This is a genomic window from Paraburkholderia sp. WC7.3g, from assembly GCF_050436345.1.
In the GTDB taxonomy this organism is placed as follows: Bacteria; Pseudomonadota; Gammaproteobacteria; order Burkholderiales; family Burkholderiaceae; genus Paraburkholderia; species Paraburkholderia podalyriae.
Window position 1 is genome coordinate 853,709 of the sequence record NZ_JBNDMA010000004.1, and the last position, 18,355, is coordinate 872,063.

The following is an 18,355-nucleotide window of genomic DNA, read 5'->3' on the forward strand; positions in this document are numbered from 1 at the left end:
ACATACGGAGTCGCTATGACTGAAACCACTACGAAGCGCACGGATCACGCGCAACAGTTCGCGCTGATCGTCACCTGTCCCAGCGCGCCGGGGCAGGTCGCTGCGCTGGTGCGATTTCTCGATGAGCGCGGATGCTATATCGACGAGTTCGATGTATTTGATGATGAGTTCACTGCCTGTTTCTTCGTGCGATGCATTTTTCATGCGGCATCGATACAGCGGCTGGACGTTGCGTCGATGCGTGAAGAATTTACGAATGTTGCTAACCGGTTCGACATGGCGTGGAAGATCCACGACATGTCAGCGAAACCCAAAGTACTGGTCATGGTGTCGAAGCTCGACCATTGCCTCGCCGACCTGCAGTTCCGCTGGCGCATGGACGAACTGAAGATGGACATTGTCGGGGTGGCCTCGGATCATCCGGATCTCGAACCTGTTGCGGCTGCAAATGGCATCCCGTTTCACCATCTACCGCTGACGGCTGACACGAAGCCGAAACAGGAGGCGCAGGTACTGGCCCTGGTAAAGCAGACTGGTGCTGAACTTGTCGTCCTCGCACGTTACATGCAGGTTTTTGTCCGCCGGGCTGAGCGCATCCCTCGCCGGGCGCGCAATCAACATTCATCACTCGTTCCTGCCCGGATTCAAGGGCGCGAAGCCTTATCACCAGGCGCATACGCGCGGGGTGAAGCTGATCGGCGCGACAGCGCATTTCGTGACCGATGATCTCGACGAAGGGCCAATCATCGAACAGGTCGTGGAACGCGTCACTCACGCGTATGGCCCTGACCGGCTACTCGCAACCGGACGTGATATGGAGTGCCTCGCGCTGGCGCGCGCCGTCAAGCTTTTTACCGAGCATCGAATTTTTATCAACGGTAACCGAACCGTCGTACTTCAGTAGCAACTCGCCGGTGAAGCGGACTCAAGAGCCGCAGCCGAAAACGCAGCAATCTTATGATTCATGTTTGGAGACAACAAATGAGTAACAGGAAAGCGGTTTCAGGGCGGCAGGCAGCAGCTGGCGTCATCTCACAGGCCGGGATGCCGTCCTCGTACGCTTCTGACAATCGTCAGGCCGCGCCGGTGCCAGACGGGCGTCTGCTTAAGCGTGCGGCGATGGCCAGTTTCATCGGCAATTTTGTCGAGTGGTTCGATTACGCGTCCTATGGTTATCTCGCGACCATTATTGCGATTGTCTTTTTCCCCAAGACTAACGCTGCGACGGGGCTGCTTGCCGCTTACGCCGTATTTGCGATCTCGTTTATCGTCCGACCCATCGGAGGCATCGTCTGGGGGCATTTCGGCGACAAGATCGGGCGCCGGACAGCGCTGTCGCTGTCGATCCTGATCATGTCGGCTTCGACCTTCGTGATCGCGTTCCTGCCAACCTATGCGCAGGTTGGCGTCATGGCACCGATCCTTTTGCTGCTGGTTCGACTTATCCAGGGGTTCTCTGCTTCCGGTGAGTATGCAGGGGCATCAGCATTCCTCGCCGAATATGCGCCAGAGGGCAAGCGGGGCGTCTATACCAGCATCGTGCCGGCGAGCACGGCGGCGGGCCTCCTGTTCGGATCGATATTCGTGGCGGTTCTGCACGCTGTGCTCACGACTGAGCAGCTCCAGTCTTTCGGCTGGCGCCTGCCATTTCTGCTCGCAGCACCGTTCGGACTGATCGGACGCTACATCCGGGTGCGCCTGGAAGATACGCCGAAGTTCAAGGCACTCGAAGCGTCGCACCACGTTGCGCGCGCGCCGGTCACGGAATTGCTGACTGTACATCGCGGCAAGATGTTGATCGCGTTTGGGGTCACGTGCCTGAACGCGGTGGCGTTCTATCTGGTGCTGAGCTACATGCCCACCTACCTGTCGACCGAGATGGGGATGGGGGAAACGCAATCCTTTATTGCGGCCACCATCTCTCTTGCCGCCTACATCGGCTTCATCTTCATTATGGGGGCGCTGTCGGACCGCGTCGGTCGCAAGACGATGCTGATCGGTGCTTCGGTCCTGTTCGCCCTGTTGACAGTACCGCTTTTCAAGGGACTCGTCGGTGCCAGCTTCATGACGATCGTGCTGATCCAGATCGCGTTTGGCGCGCTGCTGACGATGAACGACGGCACGCTACCGTGTTTCCTGTCAGAGATCTTTCCGACGCGCGTGCGTTACAGCGGTTTCGCGTTCTGCTTCAACGCAGCAAACGCGTTATTCGGCGGCACGGCACCGTTCGTCGCGACCTGGTTGATCCATGCGACCGGCAGCAAGCTGGCTCCGGCGTGGTATATGGTCGGCGCGGCAGGCGTCGCTTTGATAGCCATGCTCGCGAGTCGGGAGACATCGCGCGGGCCGCTCGCCGACTGAATGCCATCGGACTGAAGTCACGCCCCGCTCGCTTCGATTGGCTCTGCCTGAGCGGATCGAAGCGAGTCGGCCGGTTGCGTCGCAGGAGGAGTTGGGCAGTAGAATTCCGAAAAAAATCGCTCATGAATGATGTGTTGAAGACGCTAGCGACGTGCGTTTGCATCTGACGCTGCCGGCCACGGGGGCAGTTGCGGGCCGACGATATCGTCTCAATCGCCTCGGTGTACTGGTGGCCCCATAAACCTTGCCATGAAGCAGACAGGAGAGCGTAGTGCCATATGTGGTGTTGGGCAGGACGCCACCGATTCATTCAATTTGACATAAAAGCAAATTGCCAACGAGTTGATAAGGAATGCAGATGGAATTTCACGAATTCCAACCTGCATCGCCGACCATGAGGACGAGGCGGAATAGGTAGGTCGGGAAGTGCGCGCGGGCGAGCCGGGCCTTAGCCGTGAATAACCCGCGCCATCACAATTCGTGGGGCGAGCTTGCAGAGCGCGATTCGTCCGCGATTGCAACAGGAGTTGTAGGCGACCTCGATCTGTGCGTAGCCGGAACAGCGCAGCAAGTGTCCCCCCAGCGCCGCGGCTGCGGCACTGTTCGATGGCCGACATGACCTTCAGCTGCCCCAGGCTCAGCGACACCGTGCGTCGCCATACTGGCCCTGGGCGCGGAAGATGTCCGCGACCTCCAGCATGGGGTACTACACTGCGCCCACGTTACTCGGAGGGCGGACGCTCCAGCGGACTGGTAACTTCGCGCAGCAGGTCGGTAGCCACCTGCACGTACTTGAAATGTGCTGCAGCGCATTTCATCTACCTGCACGGCGATGATGTCAAGCGGGCACGACAGATGGCTGGCATTCGGCACCAGAAAATGAGGTTGCGGACGTTCGAGGGGCGAAGTCCACAGACGGATCATCGGCCAAACCCGCCATTCGGGTGACCATAAACTTTACGCTCGTGAGTGGCAGCTTACGCGAGGACCGTATGATCTGATCGCCGTTGCCCCACCTCCGACACTCGAGAGAATCGACAACTCGATGCCGCAGAGCAGCCTTTGAGCGACCGCTTACAGGTGTCGGCATTGTCGTTGGCCCAACGCGGTCTGATCTACGACGCGCGCCAAAGCGCGTGACGGAACCCATTGGCCTCCCTGTGCAATGAATCGGGAAGTCGCGTCGACGATCGTTTGGTTGATGTCTTCATCGAATACGTCAAAGACAGGTGCGACGACCGACTCCGCGAGGGCAAATTGCTGCTTTTCGAATCTGCTCGCGTCGATGCGACCTTCCGCATCGAAAGTGAGCATGGAAAACGTGCTCCGAACGACGCGCACCGGGTTTCTGGCCACGAGTTCGACTACGACGCTGGCCATTCGCGCTCGTTGCCCCGCAAAAACGGGCAGACTGTGGCTTGCCGGATCTCGCAGCATCCTGTTGAACCTGGTGCCTGAGAGCCGCGAGAGGGTATCGTCGCGAGCGATCAGAAACGTTCGGCAAGAAAATCCCATGGTTCTGCCCCTTGCATTAACGGTGATGCTCACCACGTCCGGCGAGATTCCGCAACGCGCATCCGAGCAGGCTATTCGCCGCTGTACCTTACACCGCGCGCGTGACCAGGCTTCGGGGCGTCCCCGGTCGATGCCCGGCTCCGGAGGTTCAAGGAGCAGCGTTGAACGTCCGCAGGTCGGTCCAACAGGACACTCTGCCATTTGGTCGTTTGTAACAAGCGCAACTGATTTTCGGCGGGCGGGTGGGAGCGCCATCGGCATCCCATCTCGTATGAGTCAGGTTTTGGTACCCTTTCATCGTGAGCCCTGTTTCTCCTGGCCGGATTCGAAAATTCACGGGGACCGCCGTGAAGGTTGAAGGTCGGTCAGCCGGTGGCAGAGCAGGGGGCGAACTTCTGTGAGTTAATACGTAACAATCAGGTTGTCCTACAGCAGATGAAAAGACAGTTCACAAGACATGCTCAACGCAGCGACCAGGCATACCCCGGACGCTTGGCCCACCCCACAATCCCGGCGAACCAGGCGCAGACGGAACTTCGCCCAGTTCGCACTGGGCCGGCGGGCCTGCCGGTTGATTCCGAGGCCGCTTTCCTTGAAAACAGGCCGCTTCAGCGCTTGTTGCAACAGTGCCATGAGGACGGGCGTTTTTGACTGCTTCCGACATTCTCGCGCCACACCTGACGCCCGGTGGTCACCTGCTTGCAGTTCCAGAGGACGACGCGCCACTATTGGCGGATGAAATACGACCGCGGCTAGGCAGTTCTTTTGCGCTTGGCGCAGGACATGGCCTGCTGCATCTGGGAACGGCGGAAATCGGCCGCATTTTGCCGCCCGCCTGGGCCTGGTGGCGAGATTTTGCCGTGCGCTATGTCACCGCCTTGTGCGCCACACCCGAGGGCGGCGAGATTGCGGTCGTCACGCCCGCTGCCAAGGACTTCGATGCCCTGATTGCCGATGCGCCGCCGATGACGGGCGGGGAGTATCTAACGCCAGATGTGCTAACCACGCTGTGGGGCGAGATCGATACTGCCTTGCACCAGGAACTGGCGACCGCAATGGTCTCGCTTCAGGATTTCCTCAAGTTGCGCCACCCGGCCTGGAATCTGGTCGGCCGTGTGCATTTCAACCTCGCTGAGAACCGCAAGGACACGGAGTCACCGTTCGCCTTCCTTGCGACTTACACCTCGCGCCTGTCGGCCCATGGCAAAGCGCAACACCAGCCACTGTCGCAAGCCCTGGCGGAATTTTCGGGAGCCAGGAGCAAGGCGCAGCTCCTGTCATTACTGCTGCCGGTGCAGCGCGCCGCGGAACACTGCGATTGGCTTCGCGAAATGGTGGATACCGGCGAGATATACCATCCGCTGCGCTGGACGCCGCTCGACGCCCATCGCTTTCTCTCGGACCTGTCCAAACTCGAAGCGGCCGGGATTGTCGTACGCACGCCAGGCGTCTGGCAGACGGGCCGCCCTGCTCGCCCCGTTGTGAAAGCCAGCGTCGGAGCACGACCGCCTTCGCTCCTGGGCAAGGATGCGTTGCTCGATTTCAGCATGGAGGTCTCCCTCGACGGCGAGCGTCTCAGCGCCTCCGAGGTCAGGGATCTGCTCAAAGGCGCCGATGGCTTGCAACTCATCCGTGGTCGCTGGGTCGAGGTGGACCAGAAAAAGCTCGGTCGCCTCCTGAAGCGATTCGAGGCCATGGAAAAGGCGGCGCAAACCGGCCTGCCCTTTAATGAGGCCCTACGCCTTCTGGCGGGTGTTTCGCTCGACGATGGCGCCGACCCCGCTGACCGCGACTGGTCGCAGCTTGTTGCAGGGCCCTGGCTGGCCGACATGCTGCAGGAGTTGCGTCAGCCGGAGGGGTTGGCGCAGATCAGCCCGGGACCGGAACTCAAGGCCAGCCTGCGGCCCTACCAACAGGCCGGCGTGCGGTGGTTGTACCTGCTCACCCGACTCGGATTGGGCGCTTGCCTGGCGGACGATATGGGCCTGGGCAAGACCATGCAGGTACTCTCCCTGCTGCTCGTCTTGAAGCGCGAAAGCGCCGAGGCGCGGCCCAGCCTGCTGGTCGCCCCTGCATCGCTGCTGGCCAACTGGGCGGCAGAGGCCGAGCGTTTCGCCCCGGGCTTGCGCCTGCTGATCGCCCATCCGTCGGTCATGCCGGCGGTCGATTTGCGTGCGCTGGACGCCGCGCGGCTTGCGGACATCGATCTCGTCATCACCAGTTTTGGCTCGCTGCTTCGCCAGCCGGTACTGGGGACCATCCAATGGCGCCTTGCCATCGTTGATGAAGCACAGGCGATCAAGAATCCGGGCGCCAAGCAAACGCGACAGGTCAAGCAACTCCAGGCACAATCGCGCATCGCGCTGACTGGCACCCCCGTGGAAAACCGCCTGTCCGACCTGTGGTCCATTTTCGATTTTACCCACCCCGGTTTGCTGGGCTCGGACAAGGTCTTTGCCAACTTTACCAGGCGGCTGGCGAAGGCCGAGCACTTCGGCCCGCTGCGAACGCTCGTACGGCCCTACATCCTGCGCCGCCTGAAGACCGACAAGCGGGTAATCGACGACCTTCCGGACAAGACCGAGCTCAAGGCCTGGTGCCACCTGAGCCCGACCCAGGCGGCGCTTTACCAGCGTGCGGTGAAGGATCTGGCCGCCGCGCTTGAGGACGCCGAAGGCATCGGTCGCAAAGGTGTGGTCCTGAGCTTCCTCATGCGCTTCAAACAGATATGCAACCATCCGTCGCAGTGGTTGGGTGACGCGGCCTGGAAGGCGGAAGACAGCGGCAAGTTCGCCCGCCTGCGCCAACTGGCCGAAGTCATTGCCGCCAAGCAGGAAAAGGTGCTGATATTCACCCAGTTCCGCGAGACCACTGAGCCGCTGGCGGCATTTCTGGGTTCGATCTTTGGCCGCGAAGGTCTGGTGCTCCATGGCGGCACCCCCGTGGCCCGGCGCCGGGAGCTGGTCAAGCGATTCCAGGACGATGAGTTGACGCCCTTCTTCGTGCTCTCGCTCAAGGCCGGTGGGGCGGGGTTGAATCTCACCGCTGCTTCGCATGTGATCCACTACGACCGCTGGTGGAACCCGGCCGTGGAAAATCAGGCGACTGACCGTGCGTTTCGTATCGGCCAGCAGAGGAACGTCCTGGTGCATAAGTTTATCTGCCGTGGCACGATCGAGGACCGTATCGACCAGTTGATCGAAGTGAAGCAGCAATTGGTGAAGGATGTGCTGGAGGGCGGCGCGGAACTGCTGCTCACCGAGATGAGCGATCGTGAATTGCTCGATCTCGTGAAGCTCGACGTTTATGCCGCGCAAGAAAACTGATCGTCAGGAGAGAGGAAGCGCAATGGGTTACGGTTACGGGGGATGGAAGCCCTATGTCTCGGTCGCCGAGCGCAGAAAAAAGGCTGAACGGGCCGCCGCGAAGGCTAGGAAGGCTGGTGCGGTCCTGTCGCCAATCGCGTCGTATCGAGGCGCCATCGCCAGGACCTTCTGGGGCAAGGCCTGGTGTGACAATCTGGAAGGCTATAGCGACTATGCCAACCGCCTGCCGCGCGGCCGTACCTATGTGCGCAACGGTTCCGTGATTGACCTCCAGATTACGGCAGGCGAAGTGCGAGCGCAGGTAATGGGTTCGAGCCTCTACATGGTCGGCGTGAGCGTGACGGCGTGTCCGGCAAAGCAATGGCGAACAATTGGTGCCGACTGCTCGGGGTCGATCGATTCGATGGTAGAACTGCTGCAGGGCAAATTCTCGACTGCCGTGATGGAGCGCATCTGCAAACCCGGAACGGGTCTTTTCCCAGTGCCGAAGGAAATCAGGTTCAATTGCAGTTGCCCGGACTGGGCGTCGATGTGCAAGCACGTAGCTGCCGTACTCTACGGCGTCGGCGCGCGGCTCGACCAACAGCCGGAATTGCTCTTCGCCTTGCGCCGCGTCAATGCCAATGATCTCGTCAGGCAGGCCGGCGCTGGCCTACCCAAATCCACAAAACGACCCGCTACCAGCAAGGTGCTCGACGACGCGCTGGTGGCCGATGTGTTTGGCATCGAGATGGCCGACGCCTACTCACCGCCGAAGCCTGTTGCCGGACGTAACAAGCCACCGGCAGGTAAGGTGACAGCAAGGAAGGCGACCAGGTCGGCTGTCTCGACAACCCGCAAGCCACCGGCGAACGCAAAGACCGCGGAGGACAATAAATCGGTAACAAAGAAGTTACCAGTCAAGCCATCCGCTGGGCCACGTAAATCAACATCGGGCAACATCGTTGCCGGTAAAGCAAACGTGGCGAACTCGCCTGCAACCCCGAAAGAGGCTGCAACAAGGAAACGCGCCATTACTAGACCGGTGAAAGGTACGTCCCGCTAAACTCGGATTCCATCTCGCATGGCTACGCGCGAAGCGATTGACGTCGATGAATGAAATTCTTTTCATCGATGCATCTACGACTGCGCATGGTCATCGCGTCAGCTGACCTGATCTCATAACTCGTTAGACGCCCAATAGCCGAATCCGACCATCATAGTTCATCTGGATGAGCACCTCTCGCATGGCCTTGACCTCTCGCTCGTCGACCTTTCGAATATCCAGATCATAGTTCCGCAGGCTGGTTGTCAGGCGCACTACGGCTGATTTTCTGTCAAGGTGGAGTTCCTCCAGCAATTCCTCCTCGTCTTCCACATACCGTTCAAACGAAACTGTCACCCCTCGCTCCCAAGGCGGATTCAACCGGTCGTTGCAACATCTCCTAACGGAGGTGTCACATGGGACGACCACAGGGTTGGGGTTCGGAACAGACGGGAAGACCAATAATGCGATCGCCTGGCAGGCCAGGTGTCAATCAACTAGAGACAAAGCGAGCCTTCTGGAACTGTATCGCGCAGGGCATGGAGACTGAAGCTGCCGCACTGGCATATGGCGTGTCACAACCTTTGGGACCAAGATGGTTTCGTGAGGCGGGTGGAATGCGGCCGATCGAACTGGCGCCGGGCGCGGGGCCCTATCTGTCTTTTTCTGAACGCGAAGAAATCGCGCTGCTGCGGGCACAGGATTGCGGGGTTCGTGAGATCGCGCGAAGGTAGCTATACTCCAACTCGACGAGATCCTGAACCTGCAGGGGGAGATTTTTCCTACCCGTAGATCAACTTCCGATAGTTCGAATCGACTTCCCATGACTATGCTGCCAATTGCCGACCGTTGGTTTGAACTGAAACGCATCAATGACGAAATCACCCTGCTGTGGGAACCTCATGTCGTGCCACTGATGCGGTGCAATATCTGGCACGTGCGGGGCCGCGACCGGGACCTGATGATCGACACCGGAATGGGCATTGCCAGTCTGCGTGACGCGGCCCGGCATCTGCTTCAAAAGAAAGTGACCGCAGTCGCGACACATACGCACTCGGATCATGTGGGCGGACATCATGAGTTCGAGCACACGCTTGTCCACGAACTAGAGGCCGACAACCTGCGCTCGCCGCGCGAGCGCGGCACGCTCCTGGCATCGGTATTGGGCGATGCCACGATTCGTCGATACCACGAATTTGGCTATCCGTTCGATGGCGATCTGATCACCGCCCTTCCGAAGGCCGATTACCAGATGTCCGACTACCGCGTGCGAGCTGCGACCGTCACGGAAATCGTCAAGGAAGGGAATATTGTCGATCTCGGTAACCGGCATTTCGAAGTCCTGCATCTGCCAGGTCATTCACCGGGGAGCATCGGTCTTTGGGAGCCGGCCACCGGCACGTTGTTTTCCGGCGATGCGATCTACGATGGCCCGCTGCTGGACGAGATCGGCGGTGCCGATATCCCGACCTATGTGCGTACGATGAAGCGTTTGCGCGAATTGCCCGTGCAAGTCGTCCACGCGGGACACGACGCGAGCTTCGGGCGGGAACAACTGGTCGCGCTGATTGACGCCTATCTGGCGAAACGCGCATGAACGTTATCGAAAAATAGTGTGGGACGACGATCAACCATCACCATCGGTCCCTTTCGGCCATCAACGGCCGTTCGACTTCGTCCACAGACAGACACTCGAACGTCAGCTCCGCAACCAGACACCGGGTATTCGCTGCGTCAGTAACAGCGTCGCATCACAGGCAACGCGATCTGCATCGACAGACCAACCCGGGCTGATCGTTTTCGGAACGGTTCGCCGGCACCAGCGCTTCTCTCCTTCCGCCGACAAGGCCTTTACCGCCCGGAATTAACCGTCCCCTGACCATGTCTGGAAGAATCAGACAATGCGACAGCCAGTCCGACGCCGGCAGCGGAGGCGCGGCGAGCCCGGGCGATCAGGGAGTCCAACGATAAACAATGATGCTGGAGCCGTTGTAGTTATCCTTCGTAATCACGTACTCCCCGGTCAACCGACGATACGATCGAAGCCCGTACATCGAATCCACGTCATTGCCGACGTACACGGTATCGGGGCTGCTGTTGATCAACGTGGTGTCCAGGCTACCTGAGTTGAGATTGAAGGCGTCGATGTTGGGTACGGTGTGCACGTATCCAACGAAGAGGTAGTTGCCCACTGCCGTGATCGACTTGGGATTGGCGCTGTTGATGTTGATCACCGGATCAGGAGCGGAGGTGTTGCCTGCGAGCCAGCCGTGATACACCTCGACCCTCGTTCCGATCGCCGTCCAGTCCGTGCTTCCAACAATGCCTTGCGCGAGAATCATGGTGTCGCTTTCCGGCAGGTAGATGATTCGCGTCAGTGGTGCAATAGTACTCGGAATGGGAGTTGGAGTTCCTGCTCCCCATGTTGGCTGGGCGTCGGCATCAAAGCCGGTCAGCCGGTAGTGCCAGATGGCGTTCGTCTTGTCCAAACCGGCCCAGACGTCGCCCTTGCTGTCAAGGCAGAACCCATTCCTGATCCTTGCTGTCGTATTGAACGCAGGACCAGGAATCGTGGCGTCCGGTATGGCAATGTAGCCATTCGCAGCGTTGAAGTGAAAGAAGTAGAAGAAGTCCGGATTCTGACCGGCTGCGACAAGGATCCGGTTTGCACCGACCGCAGCGAGTTGACTGAAGTGCTCACCGCGGCCCGGATCGCTCATGTTGATACGTGGATCGGACGGGTAGGTAAGAGGGTCGACGGTATTCGCTACGAAGGTTCCACCAGCGGTGCCAGTGTAGATGTTGGTTCCGCCGAAGAAGTACGTGCCGTCAGTCAGCGGGTCGGGCGCAGCGATCCCCTCGAAGTTCAGTGACTGCAGCGCGTAGCGGAAATTACCTGCGTAGTCGTAGACGTGCAGGTCCGTGCCACCATTCCGGCCGAGATCCCACGTCCCGCCCCACGGGTTATTCAGTACGTAGAGGTTGCCAGCGGCGTCCCTGCCGAGGCCCGTTACGCGCGTGAACCGCTTCGGTCCCACCTCGCCCTTCGTTCCCGTCGTAGCGTCAAGATATCCGCCCGTGACCCCGAACGTTCCTGTCAGGACAGGCGCAGCCGACACGTCGTAGGACTTGACGTTCATGTCCGGCCCTTCGTCCCCGATCATGAGGTGCTGGTTCGTCGGGTCGAAGTAGAGCGCTGACGGACGCGCCGCAGTGCCAAGGTCGATGGTGCCCAGCACCGTACCCGTGGGGCTTAGGTGGAGCAACGTACCAGCAGCCTCTTGAGCGATCCACAAGTTGCCATGCCTATCGATAGCGAGTGCACCAGGACCCGTGACGGCGAGGTCTCGCACCCAGGTCCCCGCGGTGGTATAGATCCGGACCCGGTTTCCGGGGAAGTCACTCGCATAAAGAAATTGACCCCACGTCGCGAGCCCGGTGATCACGTCCGCCCGCCGTTCGGTCGTGTCCGCGCTGACCGCGATCATCAGGTCACGGGCATGGGTTGCGCGGTTGTAGCGGCCGACGACCCCGCTGCCGTAGGTCTTATTGAACTGTAGCGCTGCGAAAATGTAGGTGCTATTCCCAGTAAGAGCGCCACCCTGAAACTCACCGTGAGCCCCTATGGTCCCCACGCTTTGACGGTTCTGGTAGATCGCGATACCACCTTCGTTTTCGTCCCACATGGAAGCCGTATAGATGACGCCCTCGGGCGCTACCCACATGGAACGCGCGACGTTACCCACGCGCATGGCGTTGGTTCCAAAAGTGTTCGCCACCCAGTCGGTGGTGTACTGTCCATGACACTCCGATGCAACCGTGGCGATCAGGACTGCGGCAAGGAATGCGGCACGGATTCCCTTCATGACTTAGCTCCATTTGCACCACGTGCAACGGCTGCCATCACGTAACCGGATGGCTTTTCGTCGTAGCGGCGGGATGCGGTCCGACGCAGTGGAATCAGCGGGCCGTTCAGGCCTGCGTGTTCCGCACCGGTTTTGTCAGTCAATCGACGTGCGTTAAAAGTAGTGCTCCGGGCGCAAAGCTCTAAGACGAAACCGGGCGTTAGTGTGCGATTGGGCACATTGATGGCTTCGAACGGCCCGCCATGGTGGAGGCGGATTGGATGCGTCGCCCGGATTTCGTGCAGGGAAAAGAGTGAACTGGACCAAGTCGCGTTTTGTTGGGCTGGATTGACCACAATTCAGTGGTCAACGCTTATAGCACTACCCGCACCGTGCGGTTCGTTAGTGAGCGGTTTGCCAATTCCCGCAAGCGTTCAGCCTTGGTCAAACAGTCCGGGCCGAACAGCGTACTCACGGCAACCGATGCCTTGACGGTGTTCCGCCAATTGGAGATGGGCCGCTGCTGCCGCAAAGCGAGATGGAAATTCAATAGTGGAAGTTTTCATAGCACTGTCACATTGGCGGGAGGTACCGCCGGCGTGATCGACCGAATGACCAATCCAGTTTTCAAAGCTGCCTATAAGGACCTTCCAGTTTTTTCAAGCTGGGTTTATTGATTCATATGTTTGATTCCTGTATCGGTCAGTGAGGACTACAACGACAACGATTGGCGGCGTGACAGACTGCATGCCTATAAACGGCCTTGTTGGGCGCCATCACAACCGCGCCCGGGCCTGGATAGTAACCGCGCAGCAGGACTCCATCCGTTGGACGGCGAATACATTTCGTGTAGCGCCTCACAGCTTTTCGAGTTCGCCCGCTGCCGGTCTGACCTGTCGCTATCCTTGTCGATTACGTCCTGGACTATGGAATCAATTTATGGCGATGTCGTTTGGGGTATCAGGCGCCCGTCGCCCCACCGGTGCGGACGGGCGCGTAGGACGGATCGAATTGCTCCCCCTTGGCGAGCACCGCCCACAGAATGCGTGCATGCTTGTTCGCCACGGCGACCAGTGTCTTGTAGTAGCCCACGCGCGCCTGTAACTGAACAATCCAGCGCGAGAGCCGGTCGTCACGTCGGTGCGCCGTCAGGACCGCTGAGCGGGCACCCTGGAACAGCAAGGTTCGCAGATAGTCGTTGCCCTGTCTGGTGATACTCCCGAGCCGCTGCTTGCCTCCGCTGCTTTTCTGTTTGGGCACGATGCCGAGCCAGGCGGCCATCTGCCGGCCGTTCTTGAACTGGCGGGCATCTACCACCGTCGCCACTGCGGCCGATGCCGTTAGCCGGCCCACGCCGCACACGTCCATGCAGCGTTGCGCCTGCGGGTCGCGGTTGGCATGCTCGGCAATCTGCCTGTCAAACCAGGCAATCTGCTCATCCAGTACCTGCCATTGTTCCCAGCCGCGCAACAGGGCCAGCCGCGCCGGTCCTGTCAGCTCATTGCTGCCGTCCTCAACGCGCTCAATGAGGTGCTCGTGTAGCGGGCGGGTGCCTTGCGGCAGGAACACCCCGAACTCGGCCAGTAGCCCGCGCAACCGGTTCGCCAGCGCGGTACGCTCTTCGACAAATCCGGTACGCATGCGGTGCAGCACCAGCACGCTTTGCTGCGCAGGTGACTTGACCGGCACGAAACGCATGTGCGGGCGGCTCGCCGCTTCGCAGATGGCTTCGGCATCGAGTGCATCGTTCTTTACACGGGCGCCGCCTTTGCGATAGGGCGCGACAAATTGCGGGGGAATCAGCCGCACCTCATGCCCGAGCGCGTGTAGCTTGCGTGCCCAATAATGCGCCGCACCGCATGCCTCCATGGCGATCAGACACGGTTCCAGATTGGCAAACCAGCTCACAAATCGCTCCCGCGGAATCGCTTTACGTACTACGACGCATTCGGCGCTGTCGACCGCATGAATCTGCATCACGTTCTTCGCCAGATCCACGCCAACACGAGTAATCCTGTCCATGACTTCCCCCTTCCCGGAAGGTTGTAGCACGAGCCATGATGGCACCAGACGGTGTCGATCCTGCAATCGGGGAGGTCCTTACCAATTCGTCGGGGCGGCGTCACGGTGAATGTCAGAAGCGGGTCGTCTTCGGAAGTCGGGTGATCAATCTAACGGCGTAAGCATTTACCTACTGAAGGTCAAGGTCTAATGCCCGCCGCATGAACTCCCGGCGCGAGTTGCCGGCGAACACGAATATCCCGCAGAAGCCCCCAAACGCTCATCTCCTCGCGCCGCTTTCAACACCATTCGCGACGGAATAAGGTCCGTTCGTCGCATGCTCCTCGAAAACAATCCGACCGCCGCACAGACTGCAGGCATCGAGTCCCGCTCATCCTGCCATGGAGAGCCAGCATGCCTGCCATCATCGCTGTGCATATCGCCGCTGCAACCCTTTCTGTCATACTCGGAAGCACCGTGCTTCTCGCCGAAAAGGGGACGGCGCGCCACAAGTGGCTCGGCCGTCTCTGGGCGGCGGCGATGTTCGCCACGGCGCTCAGCTCGTTCGACATCCGCGAACTGAACCCGGGACATTTCTCGTGGGTGCACGGCCTGTCGTTGCTGACGTTTGTCAGTGTCGGACGAGCGATATGGGCGATCCGGCAAGGCAACGTCCGCGGTCACCAGCTTGCCATGCGCGGGTCGTTTATTGGTCTCGTCGTGGCCGGTATCGCTGCAGTGGCGACGCCGCACCGCCTGCTGAATATCATCGTGACGGGGTGGATCGCATGATTCCTGGCAGTAACGTCAAATTCCCCGACGCGTCCGCCGGGTTGCCAACCCCGACGAAACAACTGCTGGCCGAGTATGCCCGCGAAGCGGTGCTCGTCGTCATCGGCAACGCAGTGATTGCGGCTGGCCTCACCGTGGTCGGCATCGGGAAGAGCCTCGGGGAAAACATTTCTTCAGCGAGGCGATCGGGCTATCGATCATGCTGCTGCTCCACGTCGGCCGCTTTCGTCTTCAGCGGAAGAACACGCTCACTGCGCCAAGGCTGGCCGTGGTGATGGTTGGCGCGATCATCGCTGGCGCCGCGCTCGGGCGCGTCATCGCAAGCGTGCTGCTGGGCCTCGACATCGACAAGACGTTCGCTGCCAAAGACATCGCCACGACCGGCTGGATCGCACTTGTCGCAACGCTGCTGGTCACCTGGTATGGTTGGTCGCGAGCCCGGATCGCCGGTCTGAGCGAGCAGGTGGCCCGGACTGCGTGGCTACAGGAAGCTGCCGAAAAAACCGCGCTGCGTGCCCGCTTGCAGGCATTGCAGGCGCAGATCGAACCGCACTTTCTGTTCAATACGCTCGCCACTCTGGACAGCCTCATCGTGTCCGATCCTCCACGTGCACGTGAACTGCTCTGGAGCCTCAACCGGTTTTTGCGGGCAACGCTGGAAGCGTCGAGAGCCGAAAGCGAGACGCTTGCGGATCAGTTCGCGGTGCTGGATTCGATGCTTGCCGTGCACGCGATGCGCCTCGGCCCGAGACTCACGTATTCGCTCGATCTGCCTGTCGATTGCGCGGACCTCGCGGTGCCACCGATGCTGCTGCAACCGCTTGTCGAAAACGCACTGAAACACGGTATTCAGGCAGCGGTGGCAGGTGGTCGGGTCGAGCTAAGGGCAAAGCGCGGCGAACAGCACGTCGAACTCACGGTCACGGACACCGGTCCCGGTTTCGGTGCGACGCCGGCTACGCAGGGCACGGGCATCGGACTTGCGAACGTGCGGGACCGTCTTGCAGCGCTCTATGGCGGACGCGCTTCGCTGACGCTCATCGAGAGCGTGCCGCACGGTACCGTCGCGAGAGTTCTGCTTCCGGTGGAAGTTGCTGATCGACGGGAGGGAGATCAGAAGCCATGAAGATCCGCCAGTCGGGCACAGCGGCACAGAATGACGACGGCAAGACCCCTTCGCCGGAGATGTCTCGCGCGCCGACCGCGCTGATCGCCGAGGACGAGCCGCCGATTGCGGCCGCGCTTCAGCGGGAGTTGGGGCGGGCATGGCCAGCATTGCAGATTGTCGCGACCGTCGGCAACGGCCACGATGCCATCGAGCGTATCGGAGCATTGCAACCGGACGTCGCGTTCCTCGACATCTCTATGCCGGGCGCGACCGGTCTCGATGTTGCGCGCGCGTGCGCGAATCTCGCGACGCCGCCGCAGATCGTGTTCGTAACCGCGTATGACCAGTATGCGTTGGACGCCTTCGATGCCGCCGCCATCGACTATCTTCTGAAGCCTGTCGATGCCACGCGGCTCGCGCGCACAGTCGACAGGTTACGCACGCTGCTTGCGCGCGCGCCATCGGATGCGGCGCCCGGTGCGCATGTGCAGGCGGACCTGCAACGGCTCCTCGGTCAGCTGGAGCAGATCACGCGCAACGTTCAACTGCGCTCGCAGGACAGTGCACGCAGTGCGCCGCTACGCTATCTGCGCGCATCCAGCGGAAGCGACATCAGGATTGTGCCGGTGGACGAGGCGTTGTACTTCGAGGCTGCCGACAAATATGTTGTCGTCACGACGCGCACAGGCGAACTGCTGATTCGCACGAGCCTCAAGGAACTGTGTGCGCAACTGGACCCGGCGCGCTTCTGCCAGGTGCACCGAAGCACGGTGGTGAATGTTGACCAGGTGGAAAGCGCATCCGTCAGCACGTTAGGGAAAATGTCGCTCAAGCTGCGCGGCCACAGTGGCGAGGTTGCCGTGAGCAAACAATACGCGCACCTGTTCCGGCAGATGTGAGCCGGCAGGCATCGCCGGTGACACGTCGAACGCACAGTGACGGATCCGTTTCAGTAGCGGGAGTCAGTCGCGATGTACGGGCACAGTACGCGTCGCATTCGCCGGCGAACTGCGAACGCAGCCGTGCCTCTTCCGTGTTGATGTATGGTCCCCAAGCCGCCTTGATCGCTGAATCGTTCACGGGGCGGCTGCGTTACAGCGGCGCATCGCTCGGCTACCAGTTGGCTTCCGTCATTGCCGGCGGCCCTGCACCGCTGATTGCCACCGCGCTCTCCGCCTACTACCATTCGGCTACGCAATCGCGCGCTATGTCCTCGCGTGCGCGGTGCACAGCCTGATCGCCGCTTCGCGACTGGGCGATTAAACGAACAAGGACATTTCGCGGGAACACGACGACCCGCGAGCGATGGGCGACGGCGGACATGCTACCCCGACTGCGTGATCGATCAGTGTGGCGCCGCAGGTCGGACACGGATCGGTCGAGCAGCGGCCTTCCCCTTGCAGCGCCTGCAATTGGCGCAGGTCTGCGCGGTTTCATATGCTTGTCCACTTTTCCAGCATCCGTCTTGTAGCCAGGCGTCTGCGCGGGCGGATCGTTGTCGGCCAGCGCTCTGCCCGTTGTCGGCCAGAAACGGCCCGTCACGATCTGTTCGCGAACGTCAACTAATGAGGAGCGAGCCGCCCTTCGACGCGGCGACGCCTCGATCGGTAGCTGCGCCTGAAAGCGGTCGATGAGCTATCAATGCCTCGACGAGGCTCGCCAGTGACGCCGATCATTTACCGTGGCGGTATTGTGGGCATAATGTCATTCGTGCGGCCCACCAGCCCCAACTTTGAAAGAAAGGTGAATATGGCGGCCCCTGAAAAAATTGTTCAAACACTTTTCGCGAACCCTCCGTTACGGAACGGGAGAAGGGGCCTACGTCGAAGAATTGATTTCGTAGAGTGCGAGACAGCGGGGTCACAATTCAAATAGACAGATGAAAAGAATCTATACGTACAAAGGCTTCGAGATCGCGGTCGAGCTTGAACCAGTGTGGGAAGCGTCTGGCAACGTTACATTGCTGCCACCGCGTGGCTTCATCGCCGTCGTGCACATTAGAACGGCGGGCGCTACTCGGCTCATGATTGCGCCGATACGGCTGACAGCAGATAACCAGCAGCCTTTCGCGACGGAAGTCGCCGCGCTCATGGCAGGGTTCAGCGCTGGGCAGCGGGTCGTAGACGACACACTCGTCCAGTGAGTTCGCCCAATCGCGATGGATTGAAGATTGGATGAAGGTAACGGCGGAAGCGGTTTGGCTTGCGCTTAGTATCGGTTTTGTCCGCAGTATCGCGTGAGCATGACCAAGCTGATTCTGGCGAACGCTAAAACTGGGGAGTTCTCGGCGATCATGCAAGACGAAGATGTCGACGCTGACCAGATCAACAAGCTATCAATACAATCACCCCCCGTACCGCAACAACAGGGGGCGAGCGCAGAG

13 protein-coding genes and 4 pseudogenes are annotated in these 18,355 nt (G+C 60.2%); 13 read left to right on the top strand and 4 right to left on the bottom strand.

Annotation, left to right across the window (positions count from 1 at the left end):
* Positions 1–15 precede the first annotated feature (15 nt).
* Together purU and OKW43_RS37270 are read left to right on the top strand one after the other, a co-directional pair.
* Positions 16–904, top strand: a pseudogene (purU, locus tag OKW43_RS37265) (formyltetrahydrofolate deformylase).
* 77 nt (positions 905–981) lie between these two features.
* The gene (locus tag OKW43_RS37270) at positions 982–2,361 is read left to right on the top strand and encodes an MFS transporter (protein ID WP_187637139.1); all 1,380 of its coding nucleotides are present in this window, start codon (positions 982–984) and stop codon (positions 2,359–2,361) included.
* 511 nt (positions 2,362–2,872) lie between these two features.
* On the opposite strand, the pseudogene OKW43_RS37275 reads toward OKW43_RS37270, so the two are convergent.
* Positions 2,873–3,061, bottom strand: a pseudogene (locus OKW43_RS37275) (transposase zinc-binding domain-containing protein); the annotation flags it as partial.
* 494 nt (positions 3,062–3,555) lie between these two features.
* Between OKW43_RS37275 and OKW43_RS37280 the strand changes: the two are divergent.
* The 3 genes from OKW43_RS37280 to OKW43_RS37290 all read left to right on the top strand — a co-directional run bounded on the left by OKW43_RS37280 (position 3,556) and on the right by OKW43_RS37290 (position 8,247).
* A complete protein-coding gene (locus OKW43_RS37280; RefSeq protein ID WP_429453572.1) occupies positions 3,556–3,819 on the top strand; it encodes a hypothetical protein in 264 nt (87 codons plus the stop codon).
* Between the two features lie 704 nt (positions 3,820–4,523).
* A complete protein-coding gene (locus OKW43_RS37285; RefSeq protein WP_429453574.1) occupies positions 4,524–7,202 on the top strand; it encodes a DEAD/DEAH box helicase in 2,679 nt (892 codons plus the stop codon).
* 22 nt (positions 7,203–7,224) lie between these two features.
* On the top strand, positions 7,225–8,247 hold the full coding sequence (locus OKW43_RS37290) for a hypothetical protein (protein WP_429453576.1): 1,023 nt from the start codon (positions 7,225–7,227) through the stop codon (positions 8,245–8,247).
* 123 nt (positions 8,248–8,370) lie between these two features.
* Here OKW43_RS37290 and OKW43_RS37295 read toward each other — a convergent pair whose 3' ends face one another.
* Positions 8,371–8,583, bottom strand: a complete 213-nt coding sequence (locus OKW43_RS37295) for a hypothetical protein (protein ID WP_246530539.1) — start codon at positions 8,581–8,583, stop codon at positions 8,371–8,373.
* A 59-nt stretch (positions 8,584–8,642) separates the two neighbouring features.
* On the opposite strand from OKW43_RS37295, the pseudogene OKW43_RS37300 reads away from it, so the two are divergent.
* A pseudogene (locus tag OKW43_RS37300) lies at positions 8,643–8,957 on the top strand (helix-turn-helix domain-containing protein); the annotation flags it as partial.
* Positions 8,958–9,055: 98 nt separating this feature from the next.
* The gene (locus OKW43_RS37305) at positions 9,056–9,823 is read left to right on the top strand and encodes an MBL fold metallo-hydrolase (protein ID WP_429453578.1); all 768 of its coding nucleotides are present in this window, start codon (positions 9,056–9,058) and stop codon (positions 9,821–9,823) included.
* Positions 9,824–10,178: 355 nt separating this feature from the next.
* Here the strand turns inward: OKW43_RS37305 and OKW43_RS37310 are convergent, their stop codons facing one another.
* Positions 10,179–12,092, bottom strand: a complete 1,914-nt coding sequence (locus tag OKW43_RS37310) for an SMP-30/gluconolaconase/LRE-like region family protein (protein WP_429453580.1) — start codon at positions 12,090–12,092, stop codon at positions 10,179–10,181.
* Between the two features lie 317 nt (positions 12,093–12,409).
* Here OKW43_RS37310 and OKW43_RS37315 point away from each other — a divergent pair, with 317 nt between their 5' ends.
* Positions 12,410–12,748 (top strand): hypothetical protein, encoded by a 339-nt coding sequence (locus OKW43_RS37315; RefSeq protein ID WP_429453582.1) that lies wholly within the window; start codon positions 12,410–12,412, stop codon positions 12,746–12,748.
* Between the two features lie 283 nt (positions 12,749–13,031).
* Here the strand turns inward: OKW43_RS37315 and OKW43_RS37320 are convergent, their stop codons facing one another.
* Positions 13,032–14,093 carry an IS110 family transposase gene (locus OKW43_RS37320; protein WP_187639255.1) on the bottom strand — a complete coding sequence of 354 codons (1,062 nt, stop codon included), beginning with the start codon at positions 14,091–14,093 and terminating at the stop codon, positions 13,032–13,034.
* Positions 14,094–14,486: 393 nt separating this feature from the next.
* On the opposite strand from OKW43_RS37320, the gene OKW43_RS37325 reads away from it, so the two are divergent.
* The 5 genes and pseudogenes from OKW43_RS37325 to OKW43_RS37345 all read left to right on the top strand — a co-directional run bounded on the left by OKW43_RS37325 (position 14,487) and on the right by OKW43_RS37345 (position 18,115).
* Positions 14,487–14,864 (top strand): DUF2306 domain-containing protein, encoded by a 378-nt coding sequence (locus tag OKW43_RS37325; protein ID WP_187639256.1) that lies wholly within the window; start codon positions 14,487–14,489, stop codon positions 14,862–14,864.
* A gap of 199 nt (positions 14,865–15,063) precedes the next feature.
* Positions 15,064–15,990 carry a sensor histidine kinase gene (locus OKW43_RS37330; RefSeq protein ID WP_187639257.1) on the top strand — a complete coding sequence of 309 codons (927 nt, stop codon included), beginning with the start codon at positions 15,064–15,066 and terminating at the stop codon, positions 15,988–15,990.
* A 59-nt stretch (positions 15,991–16,049) separates the two neighbouring features.
* The gene (locus OKW43_RS37335) at positions 16,050–16,871 is read left to right on the top strand and encodes a LytR/AlgR family response regulator transcription factor (protein WP_246530490.1); all 822 of its coding nucleotides are present in this window, start codon (positions 16,050–16,052) and stop codon (positions 16,869–16,871) included.
* A gap of 137 nt (positions 16,872–17,008) precedes the next feature.
* A pseudogene (locus OKW43_RS37340) lies at positions 17,009–17,313 on the top strand (MFS transporter); the annotation flags it as partial.
* Between the two features lie 538 nt (positions 17,314–17,851).
* Positions 17,852–18,115: a hypothetical protein gene (locus OKW43_RS37345; RefSeq protein WP_187639259.1), complete on the top strand. Its 264-nt coding sequence runs from the start codon at positions 17,852–17,854 to the stop codon at positions 18,113–18,115.
* The last annotated feature ends 240 nt before the right edge of the window (positions 18,116–18,355 follow it).